We start from the raw sequence: 20,831 nt of genomic DNA on the forward strand, positions 1-20,831 counted from the left end.
ACGGAATATTGCAACCTGGCCGCAGGAGACTGTCCGTATCCACGTCCCAGGAGCAGCCAACCGTGACCATCCACTTCTTCTCGCCATGCCACCTTCTGGTGGCCGCGCTCATCGGCCTGCTGGGCCTGCCGCAGGCCCTGGCCGATACCTGGCACGAGGCCGTGCCCAACGCGCGTCTGGTGGGCAGCGGCGCCTTCAGCGCCTACGGCTTCCACATCTACGACGCCAGGCTGTGGGCCACCGAGGCGGGGCTTGGCGAGGACCGTCCCTTCGCCCTGGAGCTCACCTACCGGCGCTCCATCAGCCGCGAAACCCTGGTGGAGGCCAGCCTCGACGACCTGCAACGGCTCGGCGGCGAGGCGGTGGATGCGGCCAGGCTGAGCGCCTGGCAGGCGGAGATGGAGCGTGCCTTCGTCGATGTCGCGCCCGGGCAGCGCATCACCGGCGTCTACCTGCCCGGCGTCGGTGGGCGCCTCTATGTGGACGGGCGCCCGCCCCACGAGGTTCGCGACCCGCTGTTCGCGCGGACCTTCTTCGGCATCTGGCTGGATGCCCGCACCCAGGACCCGGAGCTGCGCGAGCAGTTGCTCGGCGGCCTGCGCCCACCCTTCGAGCCCGGTGCGGCGGTGGCCACCGAGTGCTGCAGGGTGCAGCCCTAGCGGCCGGTCAGCGCATGCCCAGCCGGCTGTCCAGCGACCAGGCGCCCGCGCCGCGCCCGACGAGCAGCAGCAGGAGGCCGGCCCAGCTGAGGTGGGTGGACCAGGCATCGGGGTAGACGAACACCTGGATCACCAGCGTCATGCCCAGCAGCGCCAGGGCCGAGAGGCGGGTGCACAGGCCCAGCACCAGCAGCAACGGGAACAGGTGCTCGGCATAGGTGGCCAGGTGTGCGGCCAGCTCCGGCGGCAGCAGGGGCAGGGCGTATTCGCTGCGGAACAGCTCGTAGGTGCTGTCGGTGATGGTCAGCAACCCCTCCACCTTGGTGCGTCCGGAGAGGAAGAACACCCCGGCGATGCCCAGGCGTGCCACCAGCAACAGCAACGCATCGGGGAGCAGGGCGTGCAGGCGCGCAGCCAGGCTGCGCGGGGCCACGGGGCCGGCCGTGATCGGGTGGGCATGCGGGGTATCCATGGGGCGGTGCTCCGGTCAGGTGTCGCTTGCGGCGAGCAGTGAGGTGAAGGCGCCGGCCGCCAGCAGGCGGCCGAGCAGGTCGATGAAATCGAGAGCCGGTTCGGCGGCCAGGGCCAGGCCACTGGCCTGGTCCAGCGACTGGCCCTGGGCGCAGGCGTCGAGGAAGGCGCAGCCTCCCGGGCCCAGTGCCTGCCAGGTCACCTGGCCGCCGCTGCGGCCCAGCAGGGCGCCTTCGCCGCGCCACTCCAGGGTGTCGGGCAGGGGCTGCTCCTCGCGCTGGTGGCGCCAGATGCTGTAGGCCGGCATGTCGGTGCACCAGAACCAGCGCAGTGCCGGTCTCGGGCGCAGGCACAGGGCGCCCAGTGCTTCAGGGGCGAGGTCGGCGATATCGCCGAGCGCGAGCGATGGCCGCTCCGCTGCGGCGAAGACCTCCACCCAGAGACGGTCCAGCCGCGCCACCGCGCCCAGGTAGGGCAGCTCGCGGGCCGGCTCGAAGGCCTCGAGGAAGTCGGCGAAACCCTGGCCGTACTCCAGCAACTGCACAGAGGTCGGCGGCGATTGGCGTGCGTACAGCGCCGCCGCGGCACCGAACCAGTCGACGCCCACCAGGCGCTCCACAGCCGGGAAGTTGGCCCGCAGGGCGTCCACGCAGCCCTTCGCCAGGGTATTGCGGTAGAGGTCGAAACCGGCCTGGCGGGCAAGCTCGGCCACCAGTCGGCTTTCCGCGCTGTCGCTGGCCAGGGGAGCGCCACGGGCCGCCGCGATGAAGGCGTCCTGGAAGGCGCCGAGGGACAGCGTCATGGCCGCACCTCCCAGCCATCCAGCACGGCCTGGGCGATGTCGCGCTCGGCCAGCAGCTCGGCGAACGGGGGGATGTGGTCGTCGCGCTCGATCAGGGTCGGGCGCGGGCCGATGCGTCCGATCAGGCGCCGGTAAAGGGCCCACACGGCCTCGTCGATGGGCGCGTCGTGGGAATCCACCAGCAGCCCGCTACCGCCCCCGTCGTGGCTGTGCCCGGCCAGGTGCAGCTCGAGGATGGCCTCGGCGGGGAAGGCGTCCACGTAGCCGACCGGGTCGAAATCCAGGTTGTGCGCGCTCACCTGCACGTTGTTCAGGTCCAGCAGCAACCCGCAGCCGCTGCGCCGGCTGAGTTCGGCGAGGAAGTCCATCTCCGGGTACCGGTGGCCGTCCATGCGCAGGTAGTGGCTGGGGTTTTCGATGGCGATGCGCCGCCCCAGGGCGTCCTGGGTACGGGCGATGTTGTCGGTGATGCGGACCAGCGCCGCCTCGGTACGGGGGAAGGGCAGCAGGTCCGGGTTGTAGGCACCGCGCCAGGTGGACCAGGCGAGGTGCTCGGATATGAGGGCCGGCCGTACCCGGTCCGCCAGGGCGCGCAGGCGCCGCAGGTGGGCCGGGTCGGGCGGGCAATCCGCCGCCAGGGACAGCGAAACCCCGTGCAGCGACAGCGGGTGGCGTGCGCCTATGGCCTGCAACCAGTCCAGGCGCGGGCCGCCGTCGACCATGTAGTTCTCCGGGTGCACTTCGAACCACAAGCCCGTTGCCGTGCAGGCGTGGGCCTGTTCGTAGTGCTCGGGCTTGAGGCCCAGTCCGGCGCCCAGCGGCGCGTGGCGTTGCATGGTCGACGGCCGTCGGTCAGGACTTGATCGGGGTCAGCGAGCCCATGCCGTTGGGCGTCTTGATCGAGGTGCAGGTGCCGGCGGGTACGTTCTTCCAGGCGTCGCCCTGGTAGTCCTTCTTCGAGGTGCCCGCGCAGCTGGTGCCGGCGCCGGCCTTGCAGTCGTTCTGCCCGGCCATGGCCACGCCGTAGCACTTCTCCATGGCGCCGGGCTTGGCGTCGGCGGCGACGGCACCACCGGCGAGGGTGGCGAGGGCGAGGGCGGCGGCGGTGAGGGCGATGTTGTTCATGTCGTATCTCCAGATTCCATTGAGGGTGGCGACCGGTGTTTCACCGGTGGCTCGATGGGTAATTCGCCGGCACTTCGCATCCGGTTACAGCCTGCCGAAATTTTTTTGAGATTTTTTTCGCCGCGCCCTAACGTGTGTCGCCCGAAGCGCGGCGGATGCCGACGGCGGGAGAATTTCATCCGGGGTGTAACCAGGACGGTCGATGAAGCGAACTAGTGACCAAGAGGCGCTCGAAGCACGGGAAGCCGGATTGCAAGCCCTGCTGCTCAAGGGGCTGGCGGGTGAGGCGGCCGCGTACCGGGATTTTCTCGGCCAGCTCGGCGCGCACCTGCGGGCCTTCCTGATGCGTCGCCTGCGGCAGCCGAGCGATTGCGAGGACCTGGTGCAGGAGGTGCTGCTGGCCGTGCACAACGCCCGCCACACCTACCGTGCCGACCAGCCGGTGACGGCCTGGGTACAGGCCATCGCGCGCTACAAGCTGGCCGACCACTTCCGCGCCCGTGGCCGGCGCGAGGCATTGCACGACCCGCTGGACGAGGAAGGCCTGTTCGACGAGGCCGACGCGCAGCCAGGCGAGGCCAGTCGTGACCTGGGGCGCTTGCTGGAGCGGCTGCCCGACAAGCAGCGCCTGCCGATCATCCACGTGAAGCTGGAAGGCCTTTCGGTGGAGGAAACTGCCCGGCTCACCGGGCTTTCCAGTTCTGCCGTCAAGGTCGGCATACACCGCGGGCTCAAGGTGCTCGCGGACATGATTCGAGGTAAGTGATGAAGACCGATGACCTGATTACGATGCTCGCCAGCGACAACCCGACGGTGCCGCTGCTCCATTCGACCCAGCGTTTCGTCCTGGCGCTCGGCTGCGGCCTGTTGGGGGCGCTGCTGCTCATGGCCTGTTTCTTCGGCGCGCGCAAGGACCTGGCCGAGGTGGCCGCCACTCCCCTGTTCTGGGCCAAGGTGGCGTTGCCGGCGGCCTTGGTGCTGGGCGCGCTATGGGCCGCCGGCCGGCTGGCGCGGCCTGGCGTGGCGGTGGGCTCGCGCTGGGCGGCCATCGCCGCGCCCGTGATGCTGGTGTGGGGGGCGAGCCTGGTGCTGCTGGCGGCGCTGCCCGCCGGGGACAGGCTGGCGGTCGTGCTCGGCAGTACGTGGCGGACCTGCCCGCTGAACATCGCCCTGCTCTCGGTACCGGCCTTCATCGCGGTGAACTGGGCTCTTCGCGGCCTCGCACCCACCCGGCTGCGCCTCGCCGGGGCCGCCGGCGGCCTGCTCGCCGGAGCGCTGGCGACGCTGGTCTACTGCCTGCACTGCCCGGAAATGGCGGTGCCGTTCTGGGGTGTCTGGTACGTGCTGGGCATGGCGCTGCCGACCCTGGCCGGCTGGCTGCTGGGGCCGCGCCTGCTGCGCTGGTGAGCCGGCACAGCCGGGCTTGCTCTCCGGCTTCGCCCTGGTGCAGGCTGCGCCGTCCCCTTTCGCAGCCTTCCGGAGCCCTGCCATGTCCGTCGATCACCGCCGTCCCGTTCCGCTGGCCAAGGCCTATCGCCTGATCAACCACGGCCCCACCGTGCTGGTCAGCGCCGCCCACGAGGGCAAGCGCAACGTCATGGCGGCCGCCTGGGCGATGGCCCTGGATTTCGAGCCGCCCAAGGTCTCCGTGGTGCTCGACAAGTCCACCTGGACCCGCCGCCTGCTGGAAGCCTCCGGCAGCTTCGTGCTCAATGTGCCGGCGCGCTGCCAGGTCGACCTGGTGCAGACGGTCGGTTCCAGCTCCGGGCAGACCCTCGACGAGGCGGGGCGCGACAAGTTCGACGCCTATGGCATCGCCACCTTCCCCGGCGCACAGGTGCCGGCGCCGCTGGTGGAAGGTTGCGTGGCCTGGCTGGAATGCCGCCTGCTGCCAGAGCCGCACATCCAGGAGCGCTATGACCTGTTCCTCGGCGAAGTGGTGGCCGCCTGGGCCGATGCGCGGGTGTTCAGCGACGGCCGCTGGCATTTCGAGGGGCATGACGAACTGCGCACCCTGCACCATGTGGCGGGCGGGCATTACCTGGTGATAGGCGAGGGCGTCGGCGGGAAGGAGTTGCCGCTCAAGGGGTGAGGGCTTCCCGTTAGGTGTGGGAGCGGTTTCAACCGCGAAAGACGTTGCGCAGGCACTCGGCTGCGAATGGCCAGGTAGCCCATTCGCGAATGAATTGGCTCTGTCTGCGTTAAGTGTTGCTAGAAGAATTGAGCACAGCTGATTGCCGAGCTCTGGTGATGTTTCTGGTTTCGCCCCCCCCCGGGCGAGTCTCTTTTGGCGGTCGTCGGGGTGCCGAACCACCCAAAAGAAACCAAAAGGGCTTGCCCCATCATCCGGCCCCGGCTTCGCCGGGGTTCCCTCACTCCATCGTCGTTACTCGCTACGCTCGCCCTTCGGGCCGCACTGAAGTGCGTTCGCCGCAAGCGTCGTCTGGGGGCCGGCGCGATGTGCCATCCATGGCCTGGCGCGCCTCTCGCGGCATCCATGCCGCTCGTCCCCCGGCGCAACGACTGCGTTCGGCCTCCTGGAGGGGCGTTGGCGGCTGCTCCAACTTTCTTCGTCCAGCGCATCGCCACGTGGTGCGCACGGGCTTTCGTAGGATGGTGTAGAGCGAAGCGAAACCCATGCGGTGGGGGTGGCACGAACCCTTGGGCGCCCGGAAAGGGCCGAGCTTGAGGGCTTGCATTAAAACCACAACAGCTAACGCCGACAGAGCCAATGAATTCGCTCCCGCAAGGGGAGACGCCCCACCCGTGAGGGCGGGGCGCTTGCATCACTCGGCGGCTGCGGCCGGGGCGCTTTCCTCGGGCTGGACGGGGATGAAGTCCAGCTGCAGGCGCTCATGGCTCCAGGCGCGGGTGGCGTTGGTCAGCTCGAGGTCATCGTTCAGCTTGCGGCCGTAGGAGGGGATGATCGCCTTCAGGCGGGTCTGCCAGGCGTCGCTCTTCATCTTCTCGGGGAAGGTCTTCTCCAGCACGCTGAGCATGATCGGCGCGGCGGTGGAAGCACCCGGGGAGGCGCCCAGCAGCGCGGCGATGGAGCCGTCGGCGGCACTCACCACTTCGGTGCCGAACTGCAGCACGCCGCCCTTCTCGGCGTCCTTCTTGATCACCTGCACGCGCTGGCCGGCCTGGATCAGCTCCCAGTCGGCGTCCCGGGCATCGGGGAAGTACTCGCGCAGGGCGTTCATGCGGTCGTCCTGGTCGAGCATGAGCTGGCCGATCAGGTACTGGCTGAGGTCCATGTTGTCGATGCCGGCGTTGGTCATCGGGCCGATGTTGCCGGTGGTGATGGCGCTGAACATGTCCATGTGCGAGCCGTTCTTGAGGAACTTGGTGGAGAAGGTGGCGAAGGGGCCGAACAGCAGCACCTCCTGGCCATCGACCACGCGGGTGTCCAGGTGCGGCACCGACATGGGCGGCGAGCCGACCGAGGCCTTGCCGTAGAGCTTGGCGTGGTGGCGCGCGACGATGTCCGGGTTGCGGGTCATCAGGAAGGAGCCGCCCACCGGGAAGCCGGCGTAGCCGTCGGCCTCGGGGATGCCGGATTTCTGCAGCAGCTTGAGGGCACCGCCGCCGGCACCGATGAACACGAAGCGGGCATTGACCGCGCGCTCCTCGCCACCCTTGGCCAGGTCGGCGACCACCACTTTCCAGGTGCCGTCTTCGTTGCGCACGATGTCGCGCACTTCATGGCCGAGGTTGAGCTTGAAGTTGGGCGACTCGGACAGCGAGCCGAACAGCTGGCGGGTGATCTCGCCGAAGTTGACGTCGGTGCCGATGGGCATGCGGGTGGCGGCGATCTTCTGGTCCTGGGCGCGGTTCTCCATCACCAGGGGCACCCACTGGGCGATCTGCGCGTGGTCCTCGCTGTACTGCATGCCGCGGAACAGCGGGCTGTGCTGCAGGGCCGCGTGGCGCTTCTTCAGGTAGGCGACGTTGTCGTCGCCCCAGACGAAGCTCATGTGCGGCACGGTGTTGATGAAGGCGCGGGGGTTCTTCAGCACGCCCTGGTCGATCTGGTAGGCCCAGAACTGCTTGGAGATCTCGAAGGATTCATTGATCGCCACGGCCTTGCTGATGTCGATGCCGCCGTCGGCGGTCTCGGGGGTGTAGTTCAGCTCGCAGAAGGCGGAGTGGCCGGTGCCGGCGTTGTTCAGGGCGTTGGAGCTTTCCTCGGCGACCTGGTCCAGGCGCTCGAAGGTCTCGATCGTCCAGTCGGGCTCCAGCTCGTGCAGGTAGGTGCCGAGGCTGGCGCTCATGATGCCGCCGCCGATCAGCAGCACGTCCAGGGGTTTCTCGGAGGAGTCGGGCTGGGAGCAGCCCATGACGCTCAGGCACAGGAGCGCCAGCAGTAGTTTCTTCATATACCAACCGTCCAGATTTCGAGCATGGCCTGCCGCCCCGGGGGCACGCGGATCGACGGTTCCCGGCCAGGGTGGCGGGAGTGACGTCTTCCTGGGCTGGCGGCCCTGCATTCTTCGTGGCCGGGGCGTGTGCGGCGCCCCGGTCAGGCGCCTCGGCGCCCTGCATCCGGTAGCTGTTCGCCACCGTGGGCGGCCAGTAGAGCAAGGAGCGTGCCTGCAGGCCGCAAGCCAGGCGCTGCGCGGCTCATGGCAGCCGGGAGGCTGCTTGTAGTGGCGGGAGTCCGCCATTACAGGGGGTGGGAGCGGAGGCTCTGGGCGGAATTTCGCCCGTCCGGCCGTGGCCGGGCGCCGCGCGTGCGCCGTACCAACAATCTGCGATCGCAGGCATTGTTCAGCCCCGGGTGCGCGGGTCCACGTAGTAGGTCACCTGCTGGCGCGGGTCGAGGTACTCCAGGGCCTCCGGCGGAACCTGGGCGGGGCGGACGCTGCGGGCGATGGCGATCGACGCGTCGTGCTCGAGGTTGGCGATCAGCGCTTCCTCCTTCGGCACCTTGGGGTCGAAGAGGATCAGCGTCGGCTTCAGCGGCAGCGTCGGGTGCATGCCCAGCACCAGGCCGTAGCGATCGTCCTGCAACTGCACCAGGCTGCCCGGCGGGTAGACGCCCATGCAGCGGATGAAGGCCTTGAGCATCACCTCGTCGAAGCGCTGGCGGTACTGCCCGTACATGCGCGACAGGGCCTCGTGGGGGCTGAGGCCGTCGCGCGGGTTGAGCGGGTTGCACAGGTTGTCGAAGTGGTTGGTGATGCACACCACCCGGCTCAGGCGGCCGATGCCGGCCTCGTGCAGCTGCCGGGGGTAGCCGCTGCCGTCGCAGTGCTCGTGGTGCTCGTGGATGATCCGCTGCACCTCGTCGTCGAGCATCAGCTGCTGGCTGCGGCGCAGGCCGAAGTCGGTGTGCATCTGCAGCAGTTGCTGCTCGGGGCGGGTCAGCGGCTCGGGCTTGAGCAGCACCTTGCTGGGCACGTCCATCTTGCCGATGTCGTGGAGCAGGGCGCCGAGGCCGAGGCTGTGGCAGGCCTCGCTGTCGTAGCCGAGCTGGCGGCCGAGCATCACCGACAGCACGGTGACGTTCAGCGAGTGGAAGTAGGCGTCTTCGGCGGGCTTGCCGTTGATGCTGTGCAGGGCGGCGCCATCTTCGCCGAGTACCGAGGCCACCAGGTCGCCGACCACCTGGCCGGCCTGCTTCAAGGCTTCTTCGGGCTGGCTGCGCAGGGTCTGGTTGAGCTGCTTCACCTGCTGGCTGGCGTGGATGAACTTGCGGTCCACCTCCGCCAGGCGCTTGCGCAGCTTGCTGAGCTTGACCACCCGTTCCTGGCGGGCGATGTCCTCGGGGCTGGGCGCGGGCGCTGCGGGTTCCTGGGAGGCCGGCGGGGCTTCGGGTTCCAGGTCCAGGGGCTCGCAATCACTGCGTGCCGGGTCGTAGCGCAGGCGCTTGAGGCCCAGCTCGCGCAGCGCCCTGATCTGCGCTTCATCCTTGATCTTGAAGTTGCTGAAGGTGAAATCGTGCTCCCACCAGCCCAGTTCGAGCTGGATGTAGAGGCCGACGCAAAGCTGGTCCGGCGTGATGTAGGAGGGGGCTGCGGTCATTCCGTTGCTCGGGTACTGGCTAAGTGATGGCAGTCTAGCGGTTTGCCTCCGCCGGGGCAGCCCCGTCGCACGTTGGGCGATGGGCACCAAAAACATGCAGGATTGCACCGGATTATGGCGCGGGCATGGCTCGATCCTTCCCTGTCTCGTTCCAATGGCCCGGTTTCACGGGGTTCAGCATAGTTGGTCCGCGGGTTGCAGGGCTGCCGCCACAACTTGGATACAAGATGGAGCCCTCCGATGCAGACCCCCGACCGGCAACCCCAAGGCTGGACCCTCGATGACTGGCGCGATGCCTACGCCAGCGAGCGGATCACCCCGCAGATCCTCTTCGAATGGCTGCAGGGCCTGCGTGGCGAGGACCCCGCCTGGATCGTGCTGGCCAGCGATGCGCAGCTCGCTGAGCGGCTGGCGACCCTGGCGACGCAGCTGGCGGCCGTTGGCGGCGATCGCAGCCGTCTGCCGCTGTACGGGGTGCCCTTCGCCATCAAGGACAACATCGACGCCGCCGGCTGGCGCACCAGCGCGGCCTGCCCCGCGTTCGCCTACCTGGCCGAAGAGGACGCCACCGTGGTCGCGCGCCTGCAGGCGGCCGGGGCGGTGCTGGTCGGCAAGACCAACCTCGACCAGTTCGCCACCGGCCTGGTGGGCACCCGCTCGCCCTTCGGCGCGGTGCCCAACGCCTTCGATGCCGATTACGTCAGCGGCGGGTCCAGCTCCGGGTCCGCCTCGGTGGTGGCGCGGGGCCTGGTGGCGTTCTCCCTCGGCACCGACACCGCCGGTTCCGGCCGGGTGCCGGCCGGTTTCAACAATATCGTCGGCCTCAAGCCGACAAAGGGCTGGCTCTCCACCCACGGGCTGGTGCCGGCGTGCCGCACCCTGGACTGCATCTCGGTGTTCGCCCTGACGGTGGCGGACGCCGAATGCGTCGCCGATATCGCCGGCGGTTTCGATGCGGCGGACGCCTATTCGCGGCGCAACCCCCAGCGCGCGCCGGTGGCCATCGGTGCCAGGCCGCGCCTGGCGGTGCCGCAGCCGTTGGAGTTCTTCGGCGATACCGGCAACCAGGCGGTGTTCGAGCGTGCCCTGGAGCACCTGGCCGGGCTCGGGGCGGAGCTGGTGCCCATCGACTTCACACCCTTCCGCGAGCTGGCCGAGCAGCTCTACCAGGGGGCCTGGGTGGCCGAGCGCACCGTGGCGCTGGCGGGGATGCTGGAGCGCGCCCCGGAAGCGATCAACCCGGTGGTGCGCGGTATCGTCGCCAACGGCCTGGGCTACAGCGCCTGCGACGCCTACCGCGCGGAATACCGCCGCGCCGAACTGGCGCGGTGCATCGAGCGGGCCCTGGAGGGCTTCGACGCGCTGGTGGTGCCCACCTCGCCGACCCTGCGCACGCTGGCGCAGATGGAGGCGGAACCGGTGCTCTACAACAGCCAGTTCGGCACCTACACCAACTTCACCAACCTCGCCGACCTCAGCGCCCTGGCGCTGCCGGCGGGGTTCCGCGACGACGGCTTGCCGGCCGGCATCACCCTGATCGCCCCGGCCTGGCACGACCGGGCCCTGGCGTCCCTGGGCAAGCGCTGGCAGGCGAGCCTCGGCCTGCCCCTGGGCGCCACCGGTCGCCCCCTGGCGCCTGCCGCCGCGGCCACCCAGGCGCCCGGCAGCGTGCGCGTGGCGGTGGTGGGCGCGCACCTCACCGGCATGCCGCTGAATGCCCAGCTCACCACCCGCGACGCGGTGCTGGTGGAGCAGACGCTGACCGCACCGACCTACCGCCTCCACGCGCTGCCCGGCTCGGTGCCTCCCAAACCGGGGCTGGCTCGCGCCGCCGAAGGCGCGTCGATCATCGTCGAGCTGTGGGACATCCCCCTGGCGCGCTTCGGCGAGTTCGTCGCCGAGATCCCGCCGCCGCTGGGCATCGGCAACCTGCAGCTGGAGGACGGGCGCTGGGTCAAGGGTTTCATCTGCGAGCCCTGGGCGCTGGCCGACGCCGAGGACATCACCGCCTTCGGTGGCTGGCGCGCCTACATCGCCAGCCGCACGCCGGCCTGAGGCGCGTGGAGGTTGCGCAAGGGCGCGCCGGTCGCCCGCAAAGCCTGGTGGACGGCATCTACCAGCGGCTCAAGGAGGACATCTCCGAATTCCGCCTGTTGCCCGGCGACCGCTTCAGCGAAGGCGAGGTGGCCGGGCGCATGGCGGCCAGCCGTACACCGGTGCGCCAGGCCCTGTACCGGCTCGAGCGCGAGGGCTACCTGGAGGTGCATTTCCGCAGCGGCTGGCAGGTCAGGCCCTTCGACTTCGAGCGCTTCGAGGCGCTCTACGATCTGCGCATCGTCCTCGAACTGGCAGCGGTGGAGCGCCTGTGCCGGCGTGCCGGCGAGCGGCCGGGCCCGCTGGCCGGGCTCTGCCGCACCTGGCAGGTGGAGGAGGGCGAGCGCCTGGTCGATGGCCGTGCGGTGGCGGAGCTCGACGAGGCCTTCCACTGCCAGCTGGTGGCCGCCGCCGGCAATGCCGAGATGGCCCGCGTGCACCGCGAACTGAGCGAGCGCATCCGCATCGTCCGGCGCCTGGATTTCACCCAGGCGCAGCGGGTGGCGGCGACCTACGAGGAGCACGGGCAGATCCTCGCCGCCATGCTCGACGGGCGTTGCGCGGCGGCGCAGCAGCTACTGCGCGAGCACGTGGAGCGGAGCAAGGCACAGGTGCGCGGCATCACCCAGCAGCGCCTGTGGGCGGCCCGCCAGCGCGAGGCGGCGGCCGGTCAGGACAGGATGACGTAGTCGCTGCGCTGGGTGATGCCCCGGTGCTCGCCCTCGACCAGCTGCACGTAGCGGCCGTCCACCTGGTCGATGGGGATGCAGTCGTCCACGTCCAGCAGGGCGTCGGTGTGGGGCTTGTCCCAGTTCGCCAGCATGCGTCGCTTGCCCTTCTCCTTGGCTTCGGCCTTGTCCCGCGCCACCACCAGCAGGTAGCGGTGGGCTTCGCCGAAGGCACCGGGCTCGTAGCCGCCGAGGTTGATGAAGAACAGTCGCGGTGCGCCGGCGGCGGGAGCGCTGGCCCCCAGGCTGACGCGGTAGCCGTCGACGCCTTCGATGGCCATCCAGGAGTCGATGTGCAGGCCGGCGGGGCTGCCGAACCATTCCTGGCGCAATTGCGGGTGGGTTTCCTCGATGGTGTCGGCGAAGGCGAACACCACGTCATGGACTTCGATCTTGGCCCGGGGGTGTTTGCCCCCGAGCATCACGACGAACAGCATTATCGGTCCTGGCAGGTCGGTCGGGCCCGGCATCCTGTGCCGGGCGGGGTCGCCATGTTAAGGCGCCGCCGCGTCCAGGTGGTAGCGCCGTCCGGCGCCTGGACGAAGGGTCGGCTCAGGCGCAGGGGGCGTTGCGGGTGGCCAGCCCGGCGACGGCGTCGGCGAGCTGCTGCTGGGTGAAGGGCTTGGACAGGCGCGGCAGGTCCAGGCGCACGCCGGCCGGCAGTTCGGCGTAGCCCGAGACCATCAGCACCGGCAGGCCGGGGCGTCGCGAGCGCACCTCCAGCGCCAGCTGTGCGCCGGTCATGTGGGGCATGGCGTGGTCGGTCACCAGCAGGTCGAAGGCCTCGCGCTCCAGCAGTTCCAGGGCCTCCTGCCCGGAGTGGGCCGTGAGCACGCGATGGCCGAGGTCCTCGAGCATCTCGGCGGTGTTGGTCAGCACCAGGTCGTCATCGTCCACGGCGAGGATCGACAGGCCGCCGGTGCGCGAGTCGTCCAGCGGCTCGCAGGTGTCGGGCGGTGGCATCGGTGCGGCCTCGTGCGGCCACGCCTGTGCCGGCAGCCAGATCTCCGCCGTGGTGCCGTGCCCGGGCGTGCTGCGCAGGCGCAGGAAGCCGCCGGACTGTTCGGCGAAGCCGTGGACCATGGACAGGCCGAGGCCGGTGCCCTTGCCGACGCCCTTGGTGGTGAAGAAGGGCTCGGTGGCGCGCTTGAGGGTGGCCTCGTCCATGCCTTCGCCGCTGTCGGTCACGGCCAGGCACAGGTAGCGCCCGGGCGTGAGGCCGTCGCCCGGCGGCGCGGTTTCCTCGCGGGCGGCGATGGAGATGCGGCCCTGGCCGCCCATGGCATCGCGCGCGTTGACGGCGAGGTTGAGCAGGGCGGACTCCAGCTGGTTGGGGTCGGTCTCCACCGCTGGCAGTTGCAGCGGGAACAGGGTTTCCACGGCGATGGTGGAGCCCAGCGCGCTCTGCAGCAGGTCGGTCATGTCCTCCACCAGCTGGCGCAGGTCGATGCGCTCGCGGCGCAGCTCCTGGCGCCGGGCGAAGGCGAGCATGCGCGTGGTCAGCGAGGCGCCGCGCTCGGCGGCGGCGCGGGCGTTGTCCAGCAGGCGCAGCAGCGGCGCCTCGTGGGGCATGCGCCGCCGCAGCAGTTCCAGGCTGCCGAGCACCGCCATCAGCAGGTTGTTGAAGTCATGGGCGATGCCGCCGGTGAGGTTGCCGATGGCCTCCATCTTCTGCACCTGCTGCAGGGCCTGCTCGGCCTTGACCCGCGCGGTCTTCTCCACCGCCTCGGGCACCATGGCGACCACCTCGCCGGTGTCGCTGAGCACCGGGCGCAGGGAGAAGTCGAACAGCCGGGTACCGCCGGGCAGCTCAAGGGCCATGCCGAGGTTGGCGGTGGCGCCGGTGGCGACCCGCTGCACCGCCGCGCGGATGGTTTCGGGCATGCCGGGGGTGCCGGTGAACCAGGGGGTTTCCCAGAACGGCTGGCCGGCCACTTCCTCCAGGCTGGCGTCGATGCCGGCCAGGGCGGTGGCGTTGAAGTGCAGCACCTCGCCACTGGCGGCGATCAGCCCCTGGTAGAGGTGCGAGGTCTCGAAGATGGTGCGGATGCTGGCCTCGCTCTGGGCCAGGGCGGCGGTGCGCTCGTCCACCTTGGCTTCCAGTTCCGCGCGGAAGCGGCGTTCGCCGTCACGGGCTTCCAGCTCCGAGCGCACCCGCTCGATGTGCGCCCAGGAGCGCTCGGTCACCTCGGTGAGCAGGGCCAGTTCCTTGTGGCTCCAGTTGCGCGGCACGCGGTCATGGATGGCCATCAGCGCGGTGAGGCGGCCGCCCTTGACCAGGGGCAGGCAGAGGGTCGCCGCCAGGCCAATGGCCAGGAAGGTGGCGGCCTCCTCGGGGGGCAGCTGGCCGCGATTGTCGTCCAGGACCAGCGGCAGTCCCGCGCCGAGGCGTTGCACCGCCAACTGGCCGAAATCGGCGAGGTGGTAGTGGCCGACGATGCTCTGGCAGCCCGGGGCGGCCCAGTCGCCGCGGATGGTGAAGCCGTCGCCGTCGGGGTCCATGTCGGCGTAGGCGCAGACGGCCACGCCCAGGTGCTCGCCGAGCATGCGGGTGGTGATGGCGAGGATCTGGTCGGCATCGACGCTGCGGGAGGTTTCCTTGCCGAGGGCGTCGAGGAACAGCAGCCGCGCCTCGTTCTCGCGCAGGGCGTCCTCGGCCAGGTGGCGCCCGGTCATGTCGCTGGCGGCACCGAACCATTCGCTGATCTCGCCGTCGGCATCCAGCAAGGGCACGGCACGGGAGAAGGTCCAGCCCAGGCTGCCATCGAGCAGGTACACGCGGTGCTCCAGCTGGAAGATGCCTTTGGTGCGCACGGCCTGGTCGATGGCCGCGCGTACGCGGGGCTGGTCCTCGGCAGGGATGTAGTCCTGCAGCCAGTTGGCGGTGGGGTGGCGGAGGTCGGCGATCAGGCCCTTGCCGTCGAGGCGGCGCATCTCGGTCCAGTGCGGGTCCATGCGAAAGAGCATGTCGGAGGAGGCGTTGACCAGCGCGCGGAAGCGCTCCTCGCTCTTGCGCACGCGGGCCTCGGCGGCGGCGCGTTCGGTGACGTCCTGGCCCTCGACGAAGATGGCGGTGACCCGGCCCTGGCCATCCACCACCGGCTGGTAGACGAAGTCGAGCACGCGCTCTTGCTCGGCGCCGCCGGGTTCGCGTTGCAGCATGACGTGCACGCCGGTGCCGACATAGGCCTTGCCGCTGGTGCGGACCTGGTCCAGCAGCTCGATGAAGCCTTGTCGCTCCACCTCCGGCAGGGCCTCGCGCAGGGGGCGGCCGATCAGGTCGCGGTCGCCCACCAGGCGGCGGTAGACGGGGTTGGCCAGCTCGAACACGTAGTCCGGCCCGGCGAGCAGCGCCATCAGCCCCGGGGCCTGTTCGAACAGACTCTGCAGGCGGCTGCGCTCGGCGCGCATGTGCTGCTCGGCGCGGACCCGCTCGGTGGTCTCGACGACGATGGCGATGACCCCGGCGGGGTGGCCGCTCTCGTCCAGCACGGGTGAGTAGTCGAGGTTCATCCACACCGATTCGGGGCGGCCGTTGCGGTGCAGGGTGAGCTCCTGGTCCTTGTAGGCGAGGGTGCCGCCGGCCAGGCCGACCTTCATGACGTTGTCGTTGAAGTCGGCGACCTCCGGCCAGCCCTTGCGCACCTCCGAGCCCAGCAGCTGCGGGTGGCGGCCACCGGCGAACACCGAGTAGGCGTCGTTGTAGATCATGGTGCCGGCCTCGCCCCAGAGCAGGACGATGGGCACCGGCGAGAGCAGCAGCATGCCGGTGACGGTCTTCAGGCTCTGCGGCCAGCCTTCGATGGGCCCCAGGGGCGTGGCGGCCCAGTCGTGGGCATTGATCAGGCGGCCCAGCTCACCGCTGCCGGGCAGGAAGTAGGGGGTCGGGGCGCCGTCGGGACGGCGGGTCGCATCATCGGTCATCGGCTGGCGGGTCCGGAGCACGGGGGTGGCGGCTGGGGAGCGGGCCCATGGGGCCTAGCGTTTCGGCAGCATGGCGGCGGGAAAGTTGCGCCCCGAACCACGGATTCGCCTCGTCGCACGCAGGAGGGTGGTTGCGGTGCAGGCCGGGGTCAGCGGGACCCGCGCTCGCCGGGGTGGCGGTGCCTGCGTGGCCGCAGGAAACCCGAGGGGCCTGGCCCGGACTGCGGTCCGGGGCGGCCGGCGGCTCCATGCCCGGGCCGGGCACGGGCCAGGGGCGCGAGGGTCAGTGCTTGCCGCTTTCGTCGGGCAGGGCGAGGAATTGCTTTTCCTGGTTCCAGTCGAAGGGCTCGTCGTTCTCCTCGGCTTCGAAGCGGCGCTCGTCGAGGCGCTGGAACAGGGCGATCTCCTCATCGGGCATGAAGTGCAGGCAGTCGCCGCCGAAGAACCACAGCAGGTCGCGGGGGACCAGGTGGGCGATCTGCGGGTAGCGGTGGAACACCTGGGCGATCAGGTCCTGGCCCAGGTAGAGGCTGGCCTCGGGGTCGCGCGGCAGTTCGCTCATCAGCTCGTCGAAGCGTTCGACGAACAGGGCGTGGTTCTCTTCGGGAACCTGCTCGGCTTCGCCCAGGGCGACCAGGATGCCGCGCAGGTGGGCGAGCAGGGCGAGGTGGTGGTCGAGGTAGGGATTGGCCATGGCGTGCGTCCTGGGGCGGAATGAAAACGGGCGCGGAGTATAAGTCCCTCCGCGCCCGCTGTCCCGCCCGCCGGGCCGGGTGGTGGCCCTAGCGGACCCGGCCCTCGGCCAGCAGCAGCTCTTCCTTGGCGTAGTCGTCGACGTCGATCACCTTGCGCCGTGCGGCCTCGGCGGCGCGCAGGCGCTGGGCCTCGCTGGCGTCGACCACCCCGGCGGCCAGGGCGGCGTCGATCAGGCTTTCACCGGCGGCGGGTTTCACCTGGCCGTCCTTGACCGCCTTGTGCAGCTTCTTCTGCAGCGGCTGCACGGCGGCCAGGGCGTCGACGGCGTGCTGCAGCGCGCCGACCGGGTCGTTTTCGGCTTGCGGGCGGAAGCAGCCGGCGAGCAGGTTCTCCAGCGCCGGATCGCCCCGGTCGCGGCCGATGAGGGCGGCGATCTCCGCGTCCAGTTCATCCGACGGCCCCTTGTGGCGACGGCCGAAGGGGAACACCAGCACGCCGAGCAGGCAACCGAAGACACGGCTGGGGAAGTTGGCCAGCAGGCCGGCGAGGGCGTCCTCGGCCTTGCCCAGGCTTTCCTCCAGGGCCCAGCGCAGCAGCGGGCGCAGATGCTCGGGGCTGTCCAGGTCGTGGTAGCGCTTGAGCGCGGCGGAGGCCAGGTAGAGGTGGCTGAGCACATCGCCCAGACGCGCGGAGAGGCGCTCGCGGCGTTTCAGCTCGCCGCCCAGCAGCATCATGCTGAAGTCGGCGAGCAGGGCGAAGGCCGCCGAGAGACGGTTGAGGCTGCGGAAGTAGCCCTGGGCCAGGCGATCGCCCGGGGCGCTGCCCAGGTGGCCGAAGGTCAGGCCCAGCAACAGGGTGCTGGCGGCGTTGCTGACGGCGAAGCCGATGTGCTGCATCAGCAGGTCGTCGAACTCCTCCAGGGCGCGGTCGTGGTCCTCGCGGCCGGCCAGCGCCATTTCCTTGAGCACGAACGGATGGCAGCGGATGGCACCCTGGCCGAAGATCATCAGGTTGCGCGAGAGGATGTTGGCGCCTTCCACGGTGATGAAGATCGGCGCGCCCTGCCAGGAGCGGCCCAGGTAGTTGTTCGGGCCCATGATGATGCCCTTGCCGCCGTGCACGTCCATGGCGTGGCCGATGCACTCGCGGCCGCGTTCGGTGAGGTGGTACTTGAGGATGGCCGAGAGCACCGAGGGCTTCTCGCCCAGGTCCACCGCGTTGGCGGTGAGCACGCGCGCGGCGTCCATCAGCCAGGCGTTGCCGCCGATGCGCGCCATGGCCTCCTGGATGCCCTCGAAGGCCGCCAGCGGCACGTTGAACTGCTCGCGCACGCGGGTGTACTGGCCGGTGACCAGGCTGGTGTACTTGGCGGCACCGGTGCCCACCGCCGGCAGCGAGATGGAGCGGCCGACGGAGAGGCAGTTCATCAGCATCATCCAGCCCTTGCCGAGCATGGGCTGGCCGCCGATCAGGTAGTCCAGCGGTACGAACACGTCCTTGCCGGAGTTGGGGCCGTTCATGAAGGCGGCGCCCAGGGGCAGGTGGCGGCGGCCGATTTCCACGCCGGGGGTGTCGGTGGGCACCAGCGCCAGGCTGATGCCCAGGTCTTCCTCGTCACCCAGCAGGTGCTCGGGGTCATAGGCCTTGAAGGCCAGGCCGAGCAGCGTGGCCACCGGGCCGAGGGTGATGTAGCGCTTCTCCCAGGTCAGGCGCAGACCGATGACTTCCTCGCCCTTCCACTGGCCCTTGCAGACGATGCCGACGTCGGGCATGGCGCCGGCGTCGGAGCCGGCCAACGGGCCGGTGAGGGCGAAGCAGGGGATGTCCTCGCCACGGGCCAGGCGCGGCAGGTAGTGCTGGCGCTGCTCGTCGGTGCCGTAGTGCAGCAGCAGCTCGGCCGGGCCGAGGGAGTTGGGCACCATCACGGTGGAGGCGAGGTCGCCGCTGCGGGTGGCCAGCTTCATGGCCACCTGGGAGTGGGCGTAGGCGGAGAAGCCCTTGCCGCCGTACTCCTTGGGAATGATCAGGGCGAAGAAGCCGTTGGCCTTGATGTGTTCCCAGGCCTCGGGGGGCAGGTCCATGCGCTGGCCGATGTCCCAGTCGCTGACCATGGCGCAGAGCTCCTCGGTGGGGCCGTCGATGAAGGCCTGCTCCTCGGCGGTGAGCGCCGGGCGCGGGTAGTCGAGGAGCTTGTTCCAGTCGGGGCGGCCGCTGAACAGCTCGCCGTCCCACCACACGGTGCCGGCCTCGATGGCGTCGCGCTCGGTTTCCGACATGGGCGGCAGCACGCGCTGGAACCAGGAGAACAGCGGGGCGGTGATCAGCTTGCGGCGCATTTCCGGGAAGGCCAGGGGCAGGGCGACCGCCAGCCAGAGGACCCAGAGGATCGCCAGCAGCCAGCCGGGCGAGTGGCTGAACACCCCCATGGCCAGGAGATACAGGGCCACCGCGCCGAGGGCGGGCAGGGGAGCGGTGCGGCGGTGCGCCAGCCAGGCGACCCCCAGTACCAGGACGAGCAACCAGACGAACACCATGCGTGATCCTCCTTGATGACGGTGCGGCACAGGCGCGACCGTCACGAGCGTAGACGTCGCCATGGAAGGTGGCGACATGGGCAGTCAGCTTGGCCGGATCGTCGTTGGGCGGGCACCGGGGCAACCCCTAGACTGGGGCGGTTCACCCTGGAGAGACGCCATGCAGCCCTACCTGCGATCCGGTCGCTTCGTTGATAGTGACCACCCCCTGGTGGTTGAGTTCGCCTCGCAAAACTGCGGCGCGAGCGCGCAGCCGCGTGACCAGGCGGTCAGCCTGTACTACGCGGTGCGCGACGCCATCCGCTACAACCCCTACGCCTTCAGCCGCGACCCCGGCTCGCTCAAGGCGAGCACCGCGCTGGCGGCGGGGGAGTCCTACTGCGTGCCCAAGGCCATCCTCCTCGCGGCCTGCGCGCGGCATTGCGGGATTCCCGCACGCATCGGCCTGGCGGACGTGCGCAACCACCTGGCCACCCCGCGCCTGCTGCAATTGTTGAAGAGCGAGGTGTTCGCCATGCACGGCTACACCGAGCTGTATCTGGACGGGCGCTGGGTCAAGGCGACGCCGGCCTTCAACCTGGAGCTGTGCCGGTTGTTCGACGTCGCGCCGCTGGAGTTCGACGGGGCCAGCGACAGCGTCTTCCACCCCTTCAACCGCCAGGGCGAGCGCTACATGGAATACCTCGCCGACCATGGCCAGTTCGAGGACCTGCCGGAGGCGCTGTTCTTCGGCCACTTGGCGAAGGTCTACCCGCACCTGTTCGAGCCCGACGCGGCCTTCATGAGCGGTGACCTGCACAGCGAGGCCGCCGCGGCGAAGATGGCGTCGCGATGATGGGTTTCGCTTCGCTCGCGGAGCGCCGCCCGACCCATCCTACGAATGAAGGCCACCTGGGACGGGGCCGTTCCGTGGGCGGAGCGAAACCCTTGCTGCAAGCGCCCATGCATACCCCCACCAATCCGCCACCCCGCTCGGGTCGATATGCGATATCAACGCAAATCCTTGGCCAAGGAGGGGGGGATTGCCTCTAGAATCGACGCCTCGTGAAACGACAGGACAATCACAGATGCTGAAGATCTGGGGCCGCAAGAATTCGTCCAACGTGAGAAAGGCGCTCTGGGCCGCCGAGGAGGCCGGCATCGCCTTCGAGGCGATCGACGCCGGGGGCGCCTTCGGGCTGGTCAACGATCCCGAGTACCGGGCGAAGAACCCCAATGGCCTGGTGCCGTTGATCGAGGATGGCGAGCTGGTGCTCTGGGAGTCCAACGCCATCGTCCGCTACCTGGCCGCGCGCTACGCCCCGGGCGATCTCTATCCCGAGGACCCGGCGCTGCGTGCCCAGGGCGACAAGTGGATGGACTGGACCACCTCGGCCTTCGCCCCGGTCTTCCGCGACCTGTTCTGGGGCACCCTGCGCACGCCGCCGGCTGAGCGCGACCCGGCCAGGATCGCCACCGCCCTGGCCCGTTGCAGCGAGCTGCTGGCGATGCCCGAGCGGGCCCTGGCGGCACAGCCATTCCTTTCCGGCGAGCGCTTCGCCATGGGCGACATCCCCCTGGGCAGCTTCATCTACGCCTGGTTCGAGATGCCCATCGAGCGGCCCGGGCTGCCGGCCCTGGAGGCCTGGTACGCGCGGCTCAGGGAGCGCCCGGCCTACCGCAAGGCGGTGATGACCGCCCTGACCTGATGCTAGGCTCAACCCATCAAGCGGCTTGATGGTTGCGTTCGCAGCCATCAAGGCCAAGTTCAATCCCTTCTGCAAAGGCACGT

Annotated in this window: 18 protein-coding genes; 8 read left to right on the forward strand and 10 right to left on the reverse strand. The window is 69.8% G+C overall.

The annotated features are described in order from the left end of the window. Positions 1-62 precede the first annotated feature (62 nt). A complete protein-coding gene (locus ACYJSS_RS21540; RefSeq protein WP_236204992.1) occupies positions 63-659 on the forward strand; it encodes a chalcone isomerase family protein in 597 nt (198 codons plus the stop codon). A gap of 7 nt (positions 660-666) precedes the next feature. Here the strand turns inward: ACYJSS_RS21540 and ACYJSS_RS21545 are convergent, their stop codons facing one another. Genes ACYJSS_RS21545 through ACYJSS_RS21560 form a run of 4 tightly spaced genes read right to left on the reverse strand, consistent with a single transcriptional unit; the run spans position 667 to position 3,057 of the window. Continuing rightward, on the reverse strand, positions 667-1,131 hold the full coding sequence (locus ACYJSS_RS21545; protein WP_236204993.1) for a DoxX family protein: 465 nt from the start codon (positions 1,129-1,131) through the stop codon (positions 667-669). Positions 1,132-1,146: 15 nt separating this feature from the next. Continuing rightward, positions 1,147-1,932, reverse strand: coding sequence for an HvfC/BufC N-terminal domain-containing protein (locus ACYJSS_RS21550; protein WP_236204994.1), 786 nt, complete (start codon positions 1,930-1,932; stop codon positions 1,147-1,149). Continuing rightward, complete coding sequence (gene bufB, locus ACYJSS_RS21555) at positions 1,929-2,768, reverse strand: MNIO family bufferin maturase (protein ID WP_236204995.1); 840 nt, start codon at positions 2,766-2,768, stop codon at positions 1,929-1,931. Before bufB ends, ACYJSS_RS21550 begins: the two co-directional genes overlap by 4 nt. A 16-nt stretch (positions 2,769-2,784) precedes the next feature. Continuing rightward, positions 2,785-3,057, reverse strand: a complete 273-nt coding sequence (locus ACYJSS_RS21560; RefSeq protein WP_021217973.1) for a BufA1 family periplasmic bufferin-type metallophore — start codon at positions 3,055-3,057, stop codon at positions 2,785-2,787. A gap of 202 nt (positions 3,058-3,259) precedes the next feature. Between ACYJSS_RS21560 and ACYJSS_RS21565 the strand changes: the two genes are divergently transcribed. The 3 genes from ACYJSS_RS21565 (at position 3,260) to ACYJSS_RS21575 (ending at position 5,149) form a co-directional block, all read left to right on the forward strand. Beyond that, positions 3,260-3,823: a sigma-70 family RNA polymerase sigma factor gene (locus ACYJSS_RS21565; RefSeq protein WP_111260338.1), complete on the forward strand. Its 564-nt coding sequence runs from the start codon at positions 3,260-3,262 to the stop codon at positions 3,821-3,823. Next, positions 3,823-4,464, forward strand: a complete 642-nt coding sequence (locus ACYJSS_RS21570) for a DUF1109 domain-containing protein (RefSeq protein WP_111260337.1) — start codon at positions 3,823-3,825, stop codon at positions 4,462-4,464. The genes ACYJSS_RS21565 and ACYJSS_RS21570 overlap by 1 nt, the downstream gene beginning before the upstream one ends. A gap of 82 nt (positions 4,465-4,546) precedes the next feature. Beyond that, a complete protein-coding gene (locus ACYJSS_RS21575) occupies positions 4,547-5,149 on the forward strand; it encodes a flavin reductase family protein (RefSeq protein WP_111260336.1) in 603 nt (200 codons plus the stop codon). 694 nt (positions 5,150-5,843) lie between these two features. Here the strand turns inward: ACYJSS_RS21575 and ACYJSS_RS21580 are convergent. Both ACYJSS_RS21580 and ACYJSS_RS21585 read right to left on the reverse strand, forming a co-directional pair. Continuing rightward, the gene (locus ACYJSS_RS21580) at positions 5,844-7,436 is read right to left on the reverse strand and encodes a malate:quinone oxidoreductase (RefSeq protein ID WP_111260335.1); all 1,593 of its coding nucleotides are present in this window, start codon (positions 7,434-7,436) and stop codon (positions 5,844-5,846) included. A gap of 391 nt (positions 7,437-7,827) precedes the next feature. Beyond that, positions 7,828-9,084, reverse strand: coding sequence for an HD-GYP domain-containing protein (locus tag ACYJSS_RS21585; RefSeq protein ID WP_111260334.1), 1,257 nt, complete (start codon positions 9,082-9,084; stop codon positions 7,828-7,830). Between the two features lie 240 nt (positions 9,085-9,324). Here ACYJSS_RS21585 and atzF point away from each other — a divergent pair, with 240 nt between their 5' ends. Together atzF and ACYJSS_RS21595 are read left to right on the forward strand one after the other, a co-directional pair. Next, positions 9,325-11,139, forward strand: a complete 1,815-nt coding sequence (atzF, locus tag ACYJSS_RS21590) for an allophanate hydrolase (RefSeq protein WP_111260333.1) — start codon at positions 9,325-9,327, stop codon at positions 11,137-11,139. After that, complete coding sequence (locus ACYJSS_RS21595; protein WP_371921679.1) at positions 11,136-11,867, forward strand: GntR family transcriptional regulator; 732 nt, start codon at positions 11,136-11,138, stop codon at positions 11,865-11,867. Before atzF ends, ACYJSS_RS21595 begins: the two co-directional genes overlap by 4 nt. Here ACYJSS_RS21595 and ACYJSS_RS21600 read toward each other — a convergent pair. From ACYJSS_RS21600 to ACYJSS_RS21615, 4 genes are all read right to left on the reverse strand, one after another. Beyond that, a complete protein-coding gene (locus ACYJSS_RS21600) occupies positions 11,849-12,343 on the reverse strand; it encodes a DUF1543 domain-containing protein (protein ID WP_111260331.1) in 495 nt (164 codons plus the stop codon). The genes ACYJSS_RS21595 and ACYJSS_RS21600 overlap by 19 nt on opposite strands. 115 nt (positions 12,344-12,458) lie before the next feature. Next, entirely contained in the window at positions 12,459-15,830 is a 3,372-nt protein-coding gene (locus ACYJSS_RS21605; protein ID WP_111260330.1) for a PAS domain-containing protein, read from the reverse strand. Positions 15,831-16,113: 283 nt separating this feature from the next. Then, positions 16,114-16,524, reverse strand: coding sequence for a PA2817 family protein (locus ACYJSS_RS21610; protein ID WP_111260329.1), 411 nt, complete (start codon positions 16,522-16,524; stop codon positions 16,114-16,116). Positions 16,525-16,612: 88 nt separating this feature from the next. Then, positions 16,613-19,060 (reverse strand): acyl-CoA dehydrogenase, encoded by a 2,448-nt coding sequence (locus tag ACYJSS_RS21615; protein WP_111260328.1) that lies wholly within the window; start codon positions 19,058-19,060, stop codon positions 16,613-16,615. 160 nt (positions 19,061-19,220) lie between these two features. On the opposite strand from ACYJSS_RS21615, the gene ACYJSS_RS21620 reads away from it, so the two are divergent. Both ACYJSS_RS21620 and ACYJSS_RS21625 read left to right on the forward strand, forming a co-directional pair. Continuing rightward, positions 19,221-19,895, forward strand: a complete 675-nt coding sequence (locus ACYJSS_RS21620; RefSeq protein WP_111260327.1) for a transglutaminase-like domain-containing protein — start codon at positions 19,221-19,223, stop codon at positions 19,893-19,895. Positions 19,896-20,127: 232 nt separating this feature from the next. Further along, positions 20,128-20,748, forward strand: coding sequence for a glutathione S-transferase family protein (locus ACYJSS_RS21625; RefSeq protein ID WP_111260326.1), 621 nt, complete (start codon positions 20,128-20,130; stop codon positions 20,746-20,748). Positions 20,749-20,831 lie beyond the last annotated feature (83 nt).

This window comes from Pseudomonas sp. No.21, from assembly GCF_054558415.1.